Source organism: Aromatoleum toluclasticum ATCC 700605, from assembly GCF_000378245.1.
Lineage (GTDB): Bacteria > Pseudomonadota > Gammaproteobacteria > Burkholderiales > Rhodocyclaceae > Aromatoleum > Aromatoleum toluclasticum.
Genome location: NZ_KB899512.1, coordinates 61,061 through 77,821 on the forward strand (window position 1 = coordinate 61,061; position 16,761 = coordinate 77,821).

Annotated in this window: 21 protein-coding genes; 14 read left to right on the forward strand and 7 right to left on the reverse strand. The window is 68.5% G+C overall.

Going from position 1 to position 16,761, the window contains the following annotated elements; all coding sequences use genetic code 11:
- Position 1: 1 nt before the first annotated feature.
- The gene (locus F464_RS0124985) at positions 2-268 is read left to right on the forward strand and encodes a MoaD/ThiS family protein (RefSeq protein ID WP_018992596.1); all 267 of its coding nucleotides are present in this window, start codon (positions 2-4) and stop codon (positions 266-268) included.
- A 9-nt stretch (positions 269-277) separates the two neighbouring features.
- On the opposite strand, the gene F464_RS0124990 is transcribed toward F464_RS0124985, so the two are convergent.
- Entirely contained in the window at positions 278-916 is a 639-nt protein-coding gene (locus F464_RS0124990) for an NAD(P)-dependent oxidoreductase (RefSeq protein ID WP_018992597.1), read from the reverse strand.
- Positions 917-1,063: 147 nt separating this feature from the next.
- On the opposite strand from F464_RS0124990, the gene F464_RS0124995 reads away from it, so the two are divergent.
- The 6 genes from F464_RS0124995 (at position 1,064) to F464_RS31195 (ending at position 6,472) form a co-directional block, all read left to right on the forward strand.
- Entirely contained in the window at positions 1,064-2,062 is a 999-nt protein-coding gene (locus F464_RS0124995; RefSeq protein WP_018992598.1) for a LysR family transcriptional regulator, read from the forward strand.
- A 58-nt stretch (positions 2,063-2,120) separates the two neighbouring features.
- Positions 2,121-3,263, forward strand: coding sequence for a DUF3108 domain-containing protein (locus F464_RS0125000; protein WP_040395777.1), 1,143 nt, complete (start codon positions 2,121-2,123; stop codon positions 3,261-3,263).
- 164 nt (positions 3,264-3,427) lie between these two features.
- A complete protein-coding gene (locus F464_RS0125005; protein WP_018992600.1) occupies positions 3,428-4,411 on the forward strand; it encodes an alpha/beta hydrolase in 984 nt (327 codons plus the stop codon).
- Positions 4,412-4,579: 168 nt separating this feature from the next.
- Entirely contained in the window at positions 4,580-5,344 is a 765-nt protein-coding gene (locus tag F464_RS30110; protein WP_018992601.1) for a response regulator, read from the forward strand.
- A 211-nt stretch (positions 5,345-5,555) separates the two neighbouring features.
- Entirely contained in the window at positions 5,556-6,176 is a 621-nt protein-coding gene (locus tag F464_RS0125015) for a hypothetical protein (protein WP_018992602.1), read from the forward strand.
- A 32-nt stretch (positions 6,177-6,208) separates the two neighbouring features.
- On the forward strand, positions 6,209-6,472 hold the full coding sequence (locus tag F464_RS31195; protein ID WP_157354162.1) for a hypothetical protein: 264 nt from the start codon (positions 6,209-6,211) through the stop codon (positions 6,470-6,472).
- Here F464_RS31195 and F464_RS0125025 read toward each other — a convergent pair.
- Complete coding sequence (locus F464_RS0125025) at positions 6,408-6,860, reverse strand: PAS domain-containing protein (RefSeq protein ID WP_018992604.1); 453 nt, start codon at positions 6,858-6,860, stop codon at positions 6,408-6,410. The two genes, F464_RS31195 and F464_RS0125025, sit on opposite strands and share 65 nt — an antisense overlap.
- On the opposite strand from F464_RS0125025, the gene F464_RS31200 reads away from it, so the two are divergent.
- Positions 6,859-7,128: a hypothetical protein gene (locus F464_RS31200; protein WP_157354164.1), complete on the forward strand. Its 270-nt coding sequence runs from the start codon at positions 6,859-6,861 to the stop codon at positions 7,126-7,128. The genes F464_RS0125025 and F464_RS31200 overlap by 2 nt on opposite strands.
- Before the next feature lie 67 nt (positions 7,129-7,195).
- Here F464_RS31200 and F464_RS0125030 read toward each other — a convergent pair whose 3' ends face one another.
- Genes F464_RS0125030 through F464_RS0125040 form a run of 3 tightly spaced genes read right to left on the reverse strand, consistent with a single transcriptional unit; the run spans position 7,196 to position 8,774 of the window.
- Complete coding sequence (locus F464_RS0125030) at positions 7,196-7,420, reverse strand: hypothetical protein (protein WP_018992605.1); 225 nt, start codon at positions 7,418-7,420, stop codon at positions 7,196-7,198.
- Between the two features lie 11 nt (positions 7,421-7,431).
- Complete coding sequence (locus F464_RS0125035; RefSeq protein ID WP_018992606.1) at positions 7,432-8,175, reverse strand: Mut7-C RNAse domain-containing protein; 744 nt, start codon at positions 8,173-8,175, stop codon at positions 7,432-7,434.
- Positions 8,176-8,189: 14 nt separating this feature from the next.
- Entirely contained in the window at positions 8,190-8,774 is a 585-nt protein-coding gene (locus F464_RS0125040; RefSeq protein WP_018992607.1) for a DUF2946 family protein, read from the reverse strand.
- Positions 8,775-8,898: 124 nt separating this feature from the next.
- On the opposite strand from F464_RS0125040, the gene cutA reads away from it, so the two are divergent.
- The 6 genes from cutA (at position 8,899) to nusB (ending at position 14,134) form a co-directional block, all read left to right on the forward strand.
- Positions 8,899-9,255: a divalent-cation tolerance protein CutA gene (cutA, locus tag F464_RS0125045; protein ID WP_018992608.1), complete on the forward strand. Its 357-nt coding sequence runs from the start codon at positions 8,899-8,901 to the stop codon at positions 9,253-9,255.
- Positions 9,256-9,359: 104 nt separating this feature from the next.
- Positions 9,360-11,198, forward strand: a complete 1,839-nt coding sequence (dsbD, locus tag F464_RS0125050) for a protein-disulfide reductase DsbD (RefSeq protein ID WP_018992609.1) — start codon at positions 9,360-9,362, stop codon at positions 11,196-11,198.
- Between the two features lie 256 nt (positions 11,199-11,454).
- Positions 11,455-12,060 carry a riboflavin synthase gene (locus tag F464_RS0125055; protein ID WP_026296305.1) on the forward strand — a complete coding sequence of 202 codons (606 nt, stop codon included), beginning with the start codon at positions 11,455-11,457 and terminating at the stop codon, positions 12,058-12,060.
- Positions 12,057-13,145 (forward strand): bifunctional 3,4-dihydroxy-2-butanone-4-phosphate synthase/GTP cyclohydrolase II, encoded by a 1,089-nt coding sequence (gene ribBA, locus F464_RS0125060; protein ID WP_018992611.1) that lies wholly within the window; start codon positions 12,057-12,059, stop codon positions 13,143-13,145. Before F464_RS0125055 ends, ribBA begins: the two co-directional genes overlap by 4 nt.
- 75 nt (positions 13,146-13,220) lie before the next feature.
- A complete protein-coding gene (gene ribH, locus F464_RS0125065) occupies positions 13,221-13,691 on the forward strand; it encodes a 6,7-dimethyl-8-ribityllumazine synthase (protein WP_018992612.1) in 471 nt (156 codons plus the stop codon).
- Positions 13,688-14,134: a transcription antitermination factor NusB gene (gene nusB / locus F464_RS0125070; protein ID WP_018992613.1), complete on the forward strand. Its 447-nt coding sequence runs from the start codon at positions 13,688-13,690 to the stop codon at positions 14,132-14,134. Before ribH ends, nusB begins: the two co-directional genes overlap by 4 nt.
- 165 nt (positions 14,135-14,299) lie before the next feature.
- On the opposite strand, the gene F464_RS0125075 is transcribed toward nusB, so the two are convergent.
- Both F464_RS0125075 and F464_RS0125080 read right to left on the reverse strand, forming a co-directional pair.
- Positions 14,300-15,802, reverse strand: coding sequence for a DEAD/DEAH box helicase (locus F464_RS0125075; RefSeq protein WP_018992614.1), 1,503 nt, complete (start codon positions 15,800-15,802; stop codon positions 14,300-14,302).
- Between the two features lie 452 nt (positions 15,803-16,254).
- A complete protein-coding gene (locus tag F464_RS0125080; protein ID WP_018992615.1) occupies positions 16,255-16,533 on the reverse strand; it encodes an HU family DNA-binding protein in 279 nt (92 codons plus the stop codon).
- Between the last annotated feature and the right edge of the window lie 228 nt (positions 16,534-16,761).

Here is a 16,761-nt window from a genome sequence, read left to right on the forward strand (position 1 = left end):
CATGAGCGTGCGCGCCGTCGTCCCCGGCCAGCTCTTCAGCTACACCGACGGCCAGTCCCGCCTCGTCGCGGAAGGCACGACCCTCGGCGCGGTGCTCGACGACCTCGACCGCCGCCACCCCGGCGTGCGCTTCCGCGTCATCGACGAGCACGGCGCGATCCGCCCGCACGTGCGCTTCTTCATCAACCGCCAGCCCGCCGTCGCACTCTCGCACCCGCTCGCCGACGGCGACGAACTCCTCGTCGTCGGCGCGCTCAGCGGAGGCTAGCGGGCGCTCTCAATAGCCGACCGTGAAGCGCCGCCGCGAGTGCGCCGGGCGCTCCAGCTCGTCGATCATCGCCACGGCGTAGTCCTCGACCGAGATACGGCTCTCGCCCTGCGCATCGGCCAGCAGCTGGTCGGTGCCCAGGCGGAAGCGGCCGGTGCGCTCGCCCGGTTCCAGCCAAGCCGAGGGACTCAGCATCGTCCACTCGAGTTCGGGCTCGGCGCGCAGCAGCTTCAGCGCCTCGCGCGCCCCTTCGGCCGTGCCCTTCCACTGCGCCGGGAATTCGGGTGTATCGACGAGCTGCACGCCTGGCGCCACCTCGAGGCTTCCGGCTCCGCCGACGACCAGCAGGCGCGGCACGCGCGCCTGCTTCGCCGCGGCGATGATGGAGCGCATGCCCTGCACGTAGTAGCCATACACGTCGGCCTGCGCGTGGCCGCTGAAGGCGCTCACGACCGCATCGTGGCCCGCCAGCCGGGGCGCGAGCGCCGCACCGTCGAGCACGTCGGCCCCGACGGTTTCGAGGCCCGGTTGCGCCGCCAGCTTCGCGGGATTGGAAACGATGGCCGTGACACGATGGCCGCGCGCGAGCGCTTCCTTCAGCAGGGCGGAACCGACGAAACCGGATGCGCCGATGAGAACGATGTTCATGGATGTCACCTTTGTCGAGCGATACAAGGGGAGGGGAGTTGAGGGGGTGATGTCTGCAACGGCGTCATCATCACACCACTGATTGTTTTCAAAAACGGTTCAGTCCAGAATTCACTGTTTTTCATACAACGACAAAGAACACCTCCCATGGGCATCGCGGACCGCATCGACCTCAACGGATTGCTGATCTTCGCCGCCGTCGCCGACGCCGGCGGCTTCACGGCTGCCGCCGATCGCCTGGGCATCGCCAAGGCCAAGGTCAGCATCGAGATCGGCCGCCTCGAGACGCAACTCGGGATCAGCCTGTTCAGCCGCACGACGCGCCGCGTCGCCCTCACCGACGCCGGCCACACCCTGTACGCCGAGTGCGTGCCGCGGCTGCGCGGCATCGAGGACGCCCTCGCGCAGCTCGGCAGCCCGTCCGCGGAGCTGAACGGCACGCTGCGCATCGGCTGCACCGTCGATCACGCCGTGCAATCGCTAGGCCGGGTCGTCGCCGAGTTCGCGGCCCGGCACCCGCTCCTGCAGATCGAGCTGCGCACCAACGACCAGGTCGTCGATCTCGTAGAGGAAGGGCTGGACGTGAGCTTCCGCATGGGCTGGCTGCGCGACTCGTCGATGCGCGCGCTCAAGCTCTCGGACTTCGCCCAGTACATCGTCGCGTCGCCGGACTACCTGGCGCGCGCCGGACAGCCGCAACACCCCGCAGAGCTTGCGCGGCACGAATGGGTCGCGCTGACGCTGCTGCCGACGCCGCTGACCTGGAGCTTCACCCATGCCGACGGGGAAAGCTGCTGCGTGCGCACCCGCGGCCACCTGCGCGCCGATTCCGCGGCGGCGCTGCGCGCCCTGCTCGAAGGCGGCGCCGGGATCTCGGCGCTCGACCAGTTCAGCGCCCGGCCGGCGATCGACAGCGGCCGGCTCGTACGAGTGCTGTCCGATTGGACGCCGCCCGGCGGCGGCCTGTACGCGGTCTATGCGCCGGGCCGGCACCAGCCCGCCCACGCGCGGCAGTTCGTCGACTTCTATCGCCGCCGGCTGCACCAGCGCCTCGACGAGTGTTTCGGCGCACCTCCGTCCGCGGGCGCGTCGAATGATGACGGCGAGGCCCCATCCCGGCCGGCACGCCCCGCAAACTCACGCTAGAATGGCGCCCGCCTGCCGTTTCGATGCATCCGGCATCCTGCCGCGGCGGCGGATATCCATGACCGAATCGAGCCCCGCCCCCTCTCCCGTGCTGTCGCGCCCCCTGCTGCTGGGCATCGCGCTGTCGCTCGCGCTGCATCTCGCGGTGCTGATCGGCCCGCAGGTCGATCTGAGCCCCCTGCCCGACCTGCAGCGCCTCGACGTGACGCTGGTGCGCACGGCGCCGCAGGTCGCGGTGAGCGAGTCGCCCCCGCCCGCGCCGCCGCCCGCAAGGAAGAAACCGCCGCGCCCGCAGGCGGAGCCGAAGACGGCGCAGGCGAGCATCACCGACAAGCCCCTCGCGCAGCCCGAAACCGCACCCGAGCCGGTCGCGGCAAGCGAACCGCCCCCCGAGCCTGAACCGGCGCCCGAAGCGCTTGCCGAGCCTGCCCCGGAAAGCGCAGCGGACACCGCGGCGCCCGCAACCGAATCCGCCGCCACCGCAGAAGCCGCTCAAGCCGCCGAAGCCACGTCCGTTGCCGGCGGCGGCGGGCAGGCCTGGCCGCGCGCCGGCCGCATCGCCTACATGGCGCTGATGGGCGAAAAGCAGTTCCCCATGGGCAAGGCGACGCACCAGTGGGAAGTCGCCGGCGACGGCAGCTACCGCATCTCCGAGCTCGTGGAGCCGACCGCCGTGGCCGCGCTCCCGTGGTTCCGCCCCGGACGCAAGCTCCGCGAAAGCACCGGCCGGCTCACCGAAACCGGCCTGCGTCCCGAACGTTTCACCGAACGCGAGGACGGCCGGCCCGGCGAGGTCGTCGCGGAACTCGACCGCACGGCAGGCGAACTCCGCGGCGCCGGCACCACGGAAACCCTGCCCGACAACGCGCAGGACATCCTGTCCCTGCTCTATCAGCTAGGCTACCCCGGCGCCGCTGCCGGCGGCACGTTGCCCGTCACGGCGGGGGGCGCGCTGCGCAGTTTCCAGCTCGAAACGATCGGCGAAGAGACCGTGCACCTGCCTTTCGGCGAGGGCTGGCGCACCCGCCACGTCCGCGCACGCTACGGCAGCGCGCGCGAGATGACCGACGTCTGGCTCGCGACCGACCACTTCGGCCTGCCCGTGCTGATCCGCACCATCGACGCGAAAGGCGTCGTCTACTACCTCGTCGCGACCGAACTGCTGGTCAGCCGCGACGCGATGCCGTCCGCAGCACGCTGACCCCCGGCGTTCGGCCGCCCGCGGGCCGCACCCACGGGCGCCCCCGCGCCGGCTTGCTTTCGCATGATCCTCGCCTACCATCAATGCATGCCGGGCGGAACGCCGCAGCATGCCTGACGGGTGGCACCCGCATCGGCAAGTCACCCCGACGCGGAGGACATGCCATGCTGTTCATCACCAGCAGAATGCCGACCCACAACACCGAGCCGGAACTCAACCCGGACTTCGTCTTCGACCTCGGCAACAATGCCTCGAGCCGGGCCTTCTACTGTTGCCGGCGCAAGAAGAAGGACAGCTACGAAGAGATCGGCAGCAAAGCACTGCTCAGTGCGATCAAGGAGTCGAAGTATCGCCAGGTCCTGCTCTACATCCACGGCTTCTCGAACCTCCCCGACGCAGTGTTCAAGAACGTCGAGGAATTCCAGACCCTGTGCAACAAGAAAAAGGCCGGCGAGGTGCTGGTCGTGCCGGTGATCTGGCCCTGCGACAACGACCTCGGCATCGTCAAGGACTACTGGGACGACCAGAAGGCCGCCGACCAGAGCGCCTTCGCGCTCGCGCGCATGTTCCAGAAATTCATGGAGTGGCGCGCCTCGACCGAATACAACCCCGAGGACGACCCCTGCCTCAAGCGCATCAACGTGCTGGCGCACTCGATGGGCAACCGCGTGCTGCGCCAGACCCTCGCGAACTGGCGCCGCTACGACCAGCCGCAGGGCCTGCCGCTGCTGTTCCGCAACACCTTCCTGGTCGCCGCCGACATCGTCAATGAATCACTGAACCGCGGCGAAGCTGGCGAACTGATCTGCCACGCCTCGCGCAACGTCGTCGTGTATTACGCCTCCGACGATCTCGCGCTGCGTGCGAGCAAGGTCTCCAACCTGCGCAACGCCGAAGCTTCGCGCCGGCTGGGCCACACCGGGCCGGAGGACATGGAGCGCACGCCGAAGAACGTCTATGCGATCGACTGCGACGACGTGAACACCCGCTACGACCCACCCAAGGGCCACTCCTACTTCCGCTCCGGCGACAAGAAGGGCGAGCCGGGCGTGGTCTTCGACCACATCTTCAACACCATACTGAGCGGACGGGTGTTCCCCAGCGACGAGTTCCGCAAGTCGAGCATCCTGGAGCTGCCGGGCGCCTAGACCTTCTCCGTTACTGCCTGCAACGCCTCCACCAGCGCCATCGCGGCGCCCGGCCGCCGCGAAGTATAGTTTACCTTGCAAAGTAAGCATCTACACCGTGACAAGGCTGGACTCGGCGAAAAGCTCGCGTACCATCTTCCCAACCTACCCACCCGGCGCGCGTGGACGATGAATGCCCGACACTATGTACTGATCATCGAGGACGACCCCTTCCACCGGGCGCTGTATACGAGCAAGCTCAAGGAGCAGGGCAGCGACATCCGCATCCTGTCCTCGGAGAACGGCTATGCCGCGCTGATGGCGCTGTCGGAGCGCACCCCGGACCTGATCATCCTCGACCTGCGCATGCCCAAATTCGACGGCGTCGCCTTCCTCGACGTCGTGAAATCCAAGCCCGAATACGACACGCTGCCCGTCCTCGTGATCAGCTCGGCCCCAAGCGACTTCGCCCGCATCCGCAGCGCATACAAGAACGTCTTCATGTTCGCCAAGCCCGTGCGCGCCGAACTCTTCGAGCGCGCCGTGCGCTGGGGCCTGCGCCTGGGCGAGTCGGCCCGGGCGCCGAGCACGACGGTCGAGTCCCGGCACTCGCTCATCGACTTCGAGCACATGAAGCTCTACCTCGGCCCCGACCGCACGATCCAGCAGGCCATTGCGAGGGAATTCCACAGGCTCGCCGCGGACCGCATCTCGGCCCTCGACCGGCTCGCGTGCAACGGCGACCTGCGCGGCGTGCTGGACTTCTGCCACGCGATGGAAGGCGGCGCCGAAGCGATCGGCGCCCACGAGGTGCTGGGCGCCGTCGAGTCCCTGCGGGCGGCCGCGCGCGCCGGCAATGGCGAGGCCGTGCGCGGCCATGCACGGGAATTCGCCGAGGTGCTGCGGCGCTTCTGTGCCGACCTGGCGCGCGAATTCGCCCTCGACGCGGATTGACGCGCCCGGCCCGCGCGGGCCTGCACATTGACGCTCGCGCCCCGAAACGGTAACATTTCCAATGACCATACGCGCAGCAGGTAATAGTTCCGCCTGACCTACCGCACTAAGCTCGTCCCGGCGGCACACCCGCTCCCGGCCGGCGGGTCCCACAGAGGCGCGCCCGTCCCAGGATGGCGGATCCTGGCGAACCGGCGACGGAGAAGGCCGCATGGAACACGACGCAACGCCGCTGGACCGCACCGCGCAGGCGCACAGACCCGCGGCGGCCCCGGCTCCCCGCCCACCGGCGCTGAGCGTGGTCGGCAAGCACGAACGCAACGATACGCGCCGCCGCAACCTGATCATGCTCACCGCGGCGCGCGGCGCGAAGATCGCGCTGACCCATGCCGCGAACCTCACCAGCAGCCGCGTGAGCCTGATGACCTCGGGCCGCAAGCCGGTATCCGATCCGTTCGCGCAGGCGATCGAGCAGGCGCTCGAGCTGCCGTCGGGCTGGCTCGACGTGCCGCAGACGCGCGAGAAAGTGCCGCAATCGGTGTGGGACGTCCTCGGCGCGCCGTCGAGCGCGGATATCGACGCCCACCCGCCCGCCGGCCTGCCGCGAACGCATCCGGGCACGGGTCCGCTCGGCGATGCAGACGCCACCATCGCGGCACTGCTTTCGCAGGCCGCCGCCGCGCCGACTGCGCTGTTCGACAAGCCGCGCGCAACCGTCGGCCCGATCGCCGAGGCGCTCGCCCGAACCATCCTCAACCTGTCGCGCAGCGACAAGCTGTCCGAGCGCAAGGCATTCCAGCTGCTGGGCGCCCTGCTCAACGACGACGCCTGAGCGCCCCCCGGCCAGGGAACCGCAGCTCACCGATGCTGCTCAACGCCCTGCGCAGCCTGTTCGGCGCGCTCGCCCTCGTCGTCAGCCAAGCGTCCGCGGGCGCCGGTCAGGCCCCCGTCCTGATCGGCCTCGACGCCGAATTCGGACACAAGACCAGCACTTCCGCCCAGGCGATCCAGCAGGGCATAGAGATCGCAATCGACGAGGACACCGGGGCTCGCGGACCGCGCCTCAGGCCTGATTCGCGGCCCGGTCTGCGGCTTCAGCCGCCTCCTGCACGACGGCCGGTGGCGTGACGTCGCGGAAGGCCGTCACGACCCGGGCGACGTGCCCGTCCCGACCGGACACCGGCATCGCGTCCATGCGCAGCAGATGCAGTTCGCCGCCGAGAAGGCAGCCGACCACGCGCCCCCTGACCGCCCGTCCCAGACACAGCGCCTTCACTGCGGGCAGTTCCGACAGGGCCAGATGGCCGCCGTCCGCCTCGCACAGGGCCCAGGTATTGTCCAGCCCGAGACCGGAGAGGCCGTGAAAACCGAGGCGGCCGCGCGCGATGTCGTTCGCGTATTCGATCGCGCCGTCCGGTGCATGCGACAGGATCCCCACCTCCAGCCCGGAGAGGAAATCACCGTAACGCACGACAGTGTCGATGTCGATCGTGGATGGAAGGTCGGCTAGGAGCATGGGCAAAGATTCCTTGACGTCCCTGGAGCGGACGAATCCGGGCACGTCACGTGTCGTGCCTGTCGCCGCCGATTTCAATCATGTCGCAAACGCGGGAACAGGTCACGTCAGCAAACGTTACATAAAGCTATCCAATTATTACCACTTCCGCAACACGGATTATTACCTTTTGCGAACGCCCGGCCGCCCGCTTCGCTCCACCCCGTTTCCGAAGCAAAACAATAAAGGAGCAGATTGCAACCATACGCCTTTTCCCGAAGGTTCCTGATACAGGAGAGGGCGCAGAAACGTTTACCTATGGTATCTTTACGTAAAATACGATAGACGCGATGCACTCACCAGCGCAACAAATATTCAACAGCCTGAGCGACGGACTGATCGTGTTCGCGCGCAGCGGCCACGTGCGCTTCGCCAACCGAGCGGCGGCCGAGGCGGTGCGCGTGCACGCGGGCAATGACTCGCTGCCCGCAGCGATCCGCGCCGAAGTCGAGCGCACGGTCGAAGGCCCGCTGCCCGCCGACCTCGACGTCGACGCGCTGCAGGCGGACGCCGGCGCGCACGCCCTCCTGCCTCAGCCGTGCGGCAGCAGGCGCCCGATCAGCGCCCGCATCTTTACCCAGTGCGAGCCTTCCCAGAACACCCGCCGGCACACGTCGCAGGTGCTGAAGCGCGTGTGGCGCTCGCGCACGCTCTCCGGCAGCAGGTGTTCCACGCGGGCCTTGTCGATGGCATGCAGCGGCGCATTGCACGCGAGGCACAGCGTGAACGGCCGCGCACTGCGGCCGAGGTCCAGGCGCGCCAGGATCTCCGCGAACTGCAGTTCCGGCTTCAGCGCATGCACATAACAGCCGTGCGTGATCGTGCGGCGCTTGAGCAGTTCGCGGTCGCGCGTGAGCACGATGCGCCCGTCGTGGGCGGCGATCGCCTCGATGTCGGCATCGGCGAAATTGTTGTCGTAGAGCGTGTCGAAGCCGGTCATGCGCAACAGGCGCGCGAGGCCGCCGAGATGGGCGTCGGCGACGAAGCGCGTCGTGCGCAGCGGGTGCGCGCGCACGCGCAGCAGCGGCGTGATGTCGAAAGTCTCGAAGCGCGGATACACCGACACGCGGTCGCCGTCGCAGATCTGCCGGTCGAAGTCCACCGACTCGCCGTTGACCAGCACCAGCTCGACCTCGGTGTGGGGCACCCCGAGCGCCTCGATCATGTGCTTGACCGTCGCGGCACGCGCGCAGGGCACCGTAATGTCGCGATAGCGACGCGCACGGGCGAGGAAGTCGTTGAGTTCCTCGTAGAAGCGGAAGCTCGCCGACACCATCGCCACACTTCCGATCAGGGCGCCGGCCGCGGCCGGAAACCGAACCGCTGCGGCACCGCCGCGCGCGTGACGGCCTGCAGCGGCAGGTCCCGCCACCTCACTTGCGAACCTGGTTGCGAACCCGGTTGCGCCCCCTCCTCCCGGCCGCCCGCCATCACCGCGAGCAGCGCCTCGTCGTCGGCCACGCTGCCGTCGGCGCAGCGGCACTGCGCGAGGAAGGCCGCAAGATCGCGGTCGTCGAGCAGGCCCGCGCCGAGCTCCGTCTCCAGCAGCACGTTGCCCTCCTCGTCGAGGCAGGCCGCCACGACACCTGCGACCGCGGCGCCGGTATGCGTCGTCAGCCGGCCATCCGGATGCAGGCGCAGCACCCAGGGCGTGTACTCGAGCGCCACATACACCCGCTGCGGCCCGTTATGCACCAACCAGTTGCCCGCCTCGTCGCGGCCATAGCCCGCGCTGAGGAAGCCGACCAGACCCGCATGCCCGACCGCCTCGCCCTGCAGCCGCCAGGTGCCGCGGCGGTCGAGCGACAGCCAGTCGTAGCAGGCGGGAACGTCGGGCCAGCGGGCGAGCACGGCAGGATCGGGGCTGAGGGTCATTACGGCAGAACTCACAGGAAAATCTCAGGATAGCGCGCCGCGGCCGCGGGCAGAACCCGGCCGCGCATGCGCGCAGCGCCCGAGTCTGGGACAATCGCGCCTGCCCCGTACGCAGGAACCCGCAATGCCCGAAGTGCTCGTCGTCCTCACCAACTGCCCCGATGAAGCCAGCGCCGAAGCGCTCGCTGCATTGTTGATCGAACGCCGCCTCGCGGCCTGCGTCAACGTCCTCGCCCCGTGCCGCTCGGTGTACCGCTGGCAGGACAGGATCGAGACCGCGACGGAAGTCCCGCTGCTGATCAAGACCACGCCCGTGCGCTACGTCGAGCTCGAGGCGGCGATCCGCGCAAACCATCCCTACGAACTTCCGGAAATCGTCGCGGTCCCTGTCATGCGAGGCCTGCCCGGCTATCTGGACTGGGTCGCAGCAGAAACCGCGCCGCAACCCGACGACGAAGGCGCCGCCCCGCCCCTGGCCTGAGCAGGCGCACGACAGATGTCTTGATCCATATCGAAGGCCAGCCGCCCCAAACATCCTAGAATCGGGCCCTACAATCGCGCCACCGCGCACTGCCGACCTACCTCATGCACCGCCTCCTGTCCCTGCTCGTCCTCCTCGTCAGCCTGTTCTCGCTGTCCGCCCCCGCCGGCGCCGCCCCGTCCGGTTCGCCGATGCGCCCCGAAGAAGCCTTCGTGCTTTCCGCACAGGCACTCGACGCGCAGACGGTCGAGGTCACCGTGAAGATCGCCGGCGACTACTACCTCTACGCGGACAAGTTCCGCTTCCACGCCGATCCCGACACCGTCACCTTCGGCACGCCGGAGCGCCCGCCGGGCAAGGTCAAGAAGGACGACTTCTTCGGCGAGGTCGAAACCTACCGCAAGGAAGTGAAGGTCCTGCTGCCCGTCAACGCACCGGCAGGCACGACGAAGTTCCGCCTGCTCGGCAGCGTGCAGGGCTGCTGGGATGGCGGCATCTGCTATCCGCCCAACGAACAGTCCGCCGACATCGACCTGCTCGCAAAACCGGTCAAGACCGGCGGCAACTTCCTCGACGGCCTGCTCGGGCGCGACGACAAACCCGCACAGAGTGCCGCGGCGGCGACGGCCGGCAGCGGCGTCGCCGACGACGAGAGCGGGCGCATCGCCGGCCTGCTGCGCAACGCCAGCGGCCCGCTGGTGCTGCTGAGCTTCTTCGGCTTCGGGCTGCTGCTCGCCTTCACCCCCTGCATGTTCCCGATGATCCCCATCCTGTCGGGCATCATCGTCGGCCACGGCCACAACATCTCGCGCGGGCGCGCCTTCATGCTGTCGCTGGTGTACGTCCTCGGCATGGCCCTCACCTACGCCGCCGCCGGCGTCGCCGCGGGCCTCTCCGGCACGATGCTGGCGGCCGCACTGCAGAACGCCTGGGTGCTGGGAAGCTTTGCGCTGGTGTTCGTGCTGCTGTCGCTGTCGATGTTCGGCTTCTACGAGCTGCAGCTGCCCTCGGCGCTGCAGAGCCGCCTGTCCTCCACCGCCAGCCACCAGCAGGGCGGCAGCCTCGGCGGCGTCGCGGTGATGGGCGTGCTGTCGGCGCTGATCGTCGGCCCCTGCGTCGCCGCCCCGCTCGCCGGCGCGCTGCTCTACATCGCGCAGACCGGCAACGCCGTGCTCGGCGGCGCGGCACTCTTCGCGATGGCGCTCGGCATGGGCGCCCCGCTCCTCGCCGTCGGCGTTGCCGCCCGCTCGGTGCTGCCGCGCGCCGGCGCGTGGATGGAAGGCGTCAAGAAGGCCTTCGGCGTGATGCTTCTGGCCGTCGCCGTGTGGCTTCTCACGCCGGTCGTGCCGCCGCTGCTGCCCATGCTCGCGTGGGCCGCGCTGCTGCTGTTCTCCGGCATCTTCCTGCACGCGATCGACCCGCTGCCGCCGCACGCCAAGGGCTGGCAGCGCTTCTGGAAAGGCGTCGGGGTCGTGCTGCTGATCGGCGGCTCGGCGATGCTGATCGGCGCACTCGCCGGCTCGCGCGACCCGCTGCAGCCGCTCGCGGTGCTGCGCGCGCAGGCCTCGACCGCCAACGCCGCCGAGCTGCCGCGCTTCGAGAAGGTCGCCTCGCTCGCCGAACTCGACGCCCGCCTCGCCACCACCGACCGCCCGGTGATGCTCGATTTCTATGCCGACTGGTGCGTGTCGTGCAAGGAGATGGAGCGCTTCACCTTCACCGACCCGAACGTCTCCGCACGCATGGGCCGCATGCTGCTGCTCAAGGCCGACGTCACCGCCAACAACGACGACGACAAGGCGCTGCTCAAGCGCTTCAACCTGTTCGGGCCGCCGGGCACCATCTTCTTCGACCCGGCGGGCAAGGAGCGCGGCGGCCTGCGCGTCGTCGGCTTCATGAAGGCGGACGCGTTCGGCGAAGTGCTCGACCGCGCCCTGAGGTAACGACCCGGCCGCAGCGGCCCCAGCCGCGAGTCGGCGCCGTTTTCCCTTGTGGGAGCGGCTTCAGCCGCGAATGGGCCGTGCAGCCAGCGACACCGCCTCTTCGCGGCTGAAGCCGCTCCCACATGGTTGCTCCCACCGCGACTGCCCGCAGCCACGTCCGAATTCGTGCGATTGCCGCGGATTACGGCGGCGAAGCGACCGCATTTGCGTGCACTTCGCCTACAATCACTGTTCCCTAATCCGCCCTCCACCCCAAATGTTCTCCGGAATCGTGGCCGCCTGCGGCCGAATCGAACGCATCGATCCCCTGCAGGACGGCGTCCGCCTGACGGTCAACGTGGCCGATCTCGATCTCTCCGACGTACAGCTCGGCGACAGCATCGCCAATAGCGGCGTATGCCTCACCGTCATCGCCGTGGACGCCCCGCGCGTGCAGTTCGACGTGTCGCGCGAGACCCTCAACTGCACGGCGGGCCTCGACAAGGCCGGCAACGAGGTCAATCTCGAGAAGGCGCTGCGCCTCGCCGACCGCCTCGGCGGCCACCTCGTCACCGGCCACGTCGACGGCGTCGGCGAAGTCGTGCGTTTCGTCCCGGTGGGCGAGAGCCACGACCTCGTGATCCGCGCCCCGGCCGCGCTCGCCGGCTACATCGCGCGCAAGGGCTCGGTCACCGTGAACGGCGTGAGCCTCACCGTGAATCGTGTCGAAGGCACCGAATTTTCGATCAACCTGATCCCGCACACCGTGGCGGTGACCAATCTCAAGCACCTCGAGGCCGGCAGCCGCGTCAACCTCGAGATCGACCTGATCGCCCGCTACTGCGAACGCCTGCTGGCGTGGCGCGAGGAATCCGCACAATGAGCGCACTGTCCCCCATCACCGAAATCGTCGAGGAAATCCGCGCCGGCCGCATGGTCGTGCTGGTCGACGAGGAAGACCGCGAGAACGAGGGCGACCTCGTGCTTGCCGCCGAGCACGTCACGCCCGAAGCGATCAACTTCATGGCGAAGTTCGGCCGCGGCCTGATCTGCCTCACCCTCACCGAGGCGCGCTGCCGCCAGCTCGACCTGCACCTGATGGTGCGCGACAACCGCTCGCCGCACGGCACTGCCTTCACGACCTCGATCGAGGCCGCCGAGGGCGTCACCACCGGCATCTCGGCGCACGACCGCTCGCGCACGGTGGAAGCGGCCGTCGCGCGCAACGCCAAGCCGTCCGACATCGTCCAGCCCGGCCATATCTTCCCGCTGATGGCGCAGAACGGCGGCGTGCTCATCCGCGCCGGCCACACCGAAGCCGGCTGCGACCTCTCCGCGCTGGCCGGACTCGAACCGGCCGCGGTGATCTGCGAGATCCTCAAGGACGACGGCACGATGGCGCGCCTGCCCGATCTCGTCGAGTTCGCCAAGGAGCACGGCCTCAAGATCGGCGCGATCCGCGACCTGATCCAGTACCGTTCGTCGAACGAGCACCTGATCAAGCGCGTCGCCGAGAAGGACGTCGATACCCCGCACGGCCGCTTCCGCCTGTTCGCGTTCGAGGACAAGACCACTGGCGAAGTGCATTTCGCGATGACCAAGGGCGACATTCGCCCCGAGCACGAGACGCTCGTGCGCGTGCATGAGCCGATCTCGGTCGTCGACTTCCTCGACGCCGAAAGCGCCCGCCACACCTTCCCGGTCAACCAGTCGCTTGCCCGCCTTGCTCAGGCCGAGCAGGGCGTGATCGTGCTGCTGTACCGGCCGCAGTCGGGCAGCGAGCTGCTCGCGAGCCTGACCGGCAACGGCTACCAGCCCCCGAAATGGGACGCACGCCTGTTTGGCGTCGGCGCCCAGATCCTGCGCGACCTGCAGGTCGGCAAGATGCGGCTGCTGTCCAGCCCGCGCAAGATTCCGAGCATGGCCGGCTTCGGCCTGGAGATCACGGGCTTCGTCGATCCGGCCTGAGGTGGTACCCTCGACGTTTTACCGCGCCGGAAGTCCAGTGGATTTCCGGCTTATCCGTTTTTGAAAGAACCGAACATGGCCCGTTACGACAACATTCCCGAATTCGAGCCCGATCTGAGCGGCCACGGCCTACGCATCGGCATCGTCATGAGCCGCTTCAACCAGGACGTGTGCGAAGGCCTGCTGTCGGCCTGCACCGCCGAGCTGCAGCGCCTCGGCGTCGCGCCCGACCTGATCCGCATCGCCACCGTCCCCGGCGCGCTGGAAGTCCCGCTCACGCTGCAGGCCATGGCGCGCAGCGGCCGCTACGACGCGCTGATCGCGCTCGGCGCGGTGATCCGCGGCGAAACCTACCACTTCGAGCTGGTCTCGAACGAGATGGGCGCCGGCATCAACCGCATCGGCCTCGACACCGGGATGCCTATCGCCAACGGCGTGCTCACGACCGAGGACGACGACCAGGCGCTCGCGCGGATGCACGAAAAAGGCAGCGACTGCGCACGCACCGCGATCGAGATGGCGCGCCTGCTGCGGATGCTCAAATGAGCGGCAAGGCAGCACGGCGCCGCGCGCGCGAGTTCGCCCTGCAGGGCATCTACCAGTGGTTGCTGTCGGGCAACTCGGTCCCCCAGATCGAGGATCACGTCGCCCAGGTCACCGGTTTCGACAAGGCCGACCGCGAACTCTTCGTCAGCCTGCTGCGCGGCACGCTCGGGAACGTCGCGGCGCTGCAGGAGGAGTTCGTCCCGTTCATCCACCGCTCGGTCGAGGAGCTCTCGCCGGTCGAGCGCGGCATCCTGCTGCTTGCGACGCAGGAGCTGAAGAACAGCCTCGACACGCCCTACCGCGTAATCATCAACGAGGCGATCGAGCTGGCGAAGAGCTACGGCGGCACCGAAGGCCACCGCTTCGTGAACGGCGTGCTCGACAAGCTCGCGGCCAAGCTGCGCGCGGTCGAAGTGAACGCGGCAAAGGAAGCGAAGTCCTGACGTCGCCGACGAAGGACTGAAGATCGAACGGGCCTGCGCGGCCCGTTTTTCATTTCAGCACCCCGGCGCGCACGCGCACCAATGCAGAAGGCCCGGGCGTGCATCGCTGCACGGCCCGGGCCTTCCCGGTCATTGCACCCCGCTCGCGCGGGGCGCCGACATCACTCAGTCACGAAAAGCAGGACGCGGACGGCGGGCGCCTTCCGGACGGTCACCGCCGAAACGGGCGCCGTCGCGCGAGCCTTCGCGGCGCGGGGCACGGTCGTCGCGCGGGAAGGCGCTGCGGTCGCCGAAGCTGCGCGGTTCGCTGCGACCGAAGGCGGGACGCTCCTGCGGGGCGCCGGCGCGCTCGTCACGGCCGAAGCCGCCACGGTTGGCACCCTGCCCTTCCGACGACCAGCCCTTGCCGGTACCCGGACGGGAGTCGCGCGAATCGCGGCTCCACGACGAACCGCCCGACGGACGGCCGCTGCCGTAGCCCGGCTTGCCGCCGCCACCGCCCGACGGGCGACGCGGGGAGGTCGGACGCAGCGTCGGCTCGAGGCCTACGATGGTGTGCACGTCCATGCGCTTGCCGGTGAAACGTTCGATCGCACGGATGATGCCCATCTCGCGCGGACCCGACATCGTGATCGCGATGCCGTCGCGGCCGGCGCGGCCGGTACGGCCGATGCGGTGCACGTAGTCCTCGACCTGGCGCGGCGGGTCGAAGTTGATGACGTGGCTGATGCCGGCGACGTCGATGCCGCGCGCGGCGACGTCGGTCGCGACGAGCACGTCGATGCGGCCCTGGCGCAGCTTGTCGAGCGTGCGGTTACGCGCGGTCTGGTGCATGTCGCCATGCAGCGCGGCGGCCGAGAAGCCCTTCTCCTGCAGCGACAGGGACACTTCCTCGGCGCTGCGCTTGGTGGCCGTGAACACCACGGCCTGCTGCCGCCCGTCGTCGCCGAGCAGCGATTCGAGCAGGCGCGTCTTGTGCACGAGGTTGTCGGCCATCATCAGGCGCTGTTCGATGTTGCCGCGGTTCTCGACCGTCGGCGCGATCTCGATGCGCTGCGGGTTGCGCTGCAGCTTGCTCGCGAGGTTGCCGACCACGCCGTCCAGCGTCGCCGAGAACAGCAGGGTCTGGCGCGAAGCCGGGGTCGCGGCGACGATGGTCTCGATGTCTTCGACGAAGCCCATGTCGAGCATGCGGTCGGCTTCGTCGAGCACCAGGGTCTCGACATCCGACAGCTTGATCTTGCGGCGCGTGAGGTGGTCGATGAGGCGGCCCGGGGTCGCGACGACAACGTCGACGGGGCGCTGCAGCTGCTTCACCTGCGCGAAGAAGGGCGCGCCGCCGACGAGGCAGGCGGTGTTGAGCCAGCGCAGGTTGCGGCCGTAGGTCTTCACGGCCTTCTCGACCTGCTGCGCGAGTTCGCGCGTCGGCGTCAGCACGAGGACGCGCGGACCGGCGCCGGGCGCAGGCTTGCGCTCGACGAGGCGCGACAGGCTGGGCAGCGTGAAGGCGGCGGTCTTGCCGCTGCCGGTATGCGACGACACCATCAGGTCGGCACCGGAGATCGCGGCGGGAATCGCCTTGACCTGCACTTCGGTGGGGACGGTGTAGCCGGTGGTTTCGATGGCCTGCAGCAGCAGTTCGTTGAGGCCGAGTTCGTTGAACGTCATGGGTTCTTCCTGGGTTTCCGCCGCGACGGGTGGTCGTAACGGGATCCGGCCCGGTTTACCGGGCCAATGAAAAGGCATCGCACCGTCCACGGAGGACGCGGTGGCGGCAAGCGCGCGATGGGCTTGGGCCGGTCGGATACCGTCGAACCAAAACAACTACGGGACGACGGATGCGACCGCGCATCGGCACCAACCGGCATTCGCGATGCCTATCGATCAGGAGAACGAGAGGAGTTCGACGGGAGGGTCGGGGGCGATGGGGCTGTGGATACAGTCCCTCGGCTGGGTCCGCGGAATCCAGTTCCGCGAGTTAAGACCTGAAGATAAACCGACTGCTGCATTGCACAACGGACGCAATGGTAGCCGATTTTCCGCTTTCGGGAAAGAAAAAAAGGAAAAGGGCCCGACGCCTGCCGGCGTCGAGCCCCGATCCGGTACTGCGGAAGGCGGGATCAGTTGCCGTTCACAGCGCCCTTCAGCGTCGCGCCGGCCGAGAACTTCGGCACACGCGAAGCGGCGATCTTGATCGAAGCACCGGTCTGCGGGTTGCGGCCGGTACGCTCGGCGCGCTCGGACACCTCGAAGGAGCCGAAACCCGTGAACGACACTTTCTCGCCGGCGGCCATGCGCTCGGCGATGATGTCCAGCACGGCGGAGAGGGCGCGGTCGGCCTGCGCACGCGAGACGTCCAGACGGTCAGCCAGGGCTTCGACGAATTCACCTTTGTTCATGCTTTACCTCGATTGGTGTGTGAGTTGTTCGGTGCTGCACATCTAAACTAACGGCCGGATTCTAGCATTGTCGCGGCTTGCGGGGCATTCGTCGACGTCATCGATACAAATTCTAGGGCATGTTTCGATGCCAAGGACACATTTTAGGACGCCCTGCGGCGGGTCGGGCATCAGGGCAAACACCAAAGGCGGCAAAACCATCCGGCAACCGTTTCCGCGCGATCGCCG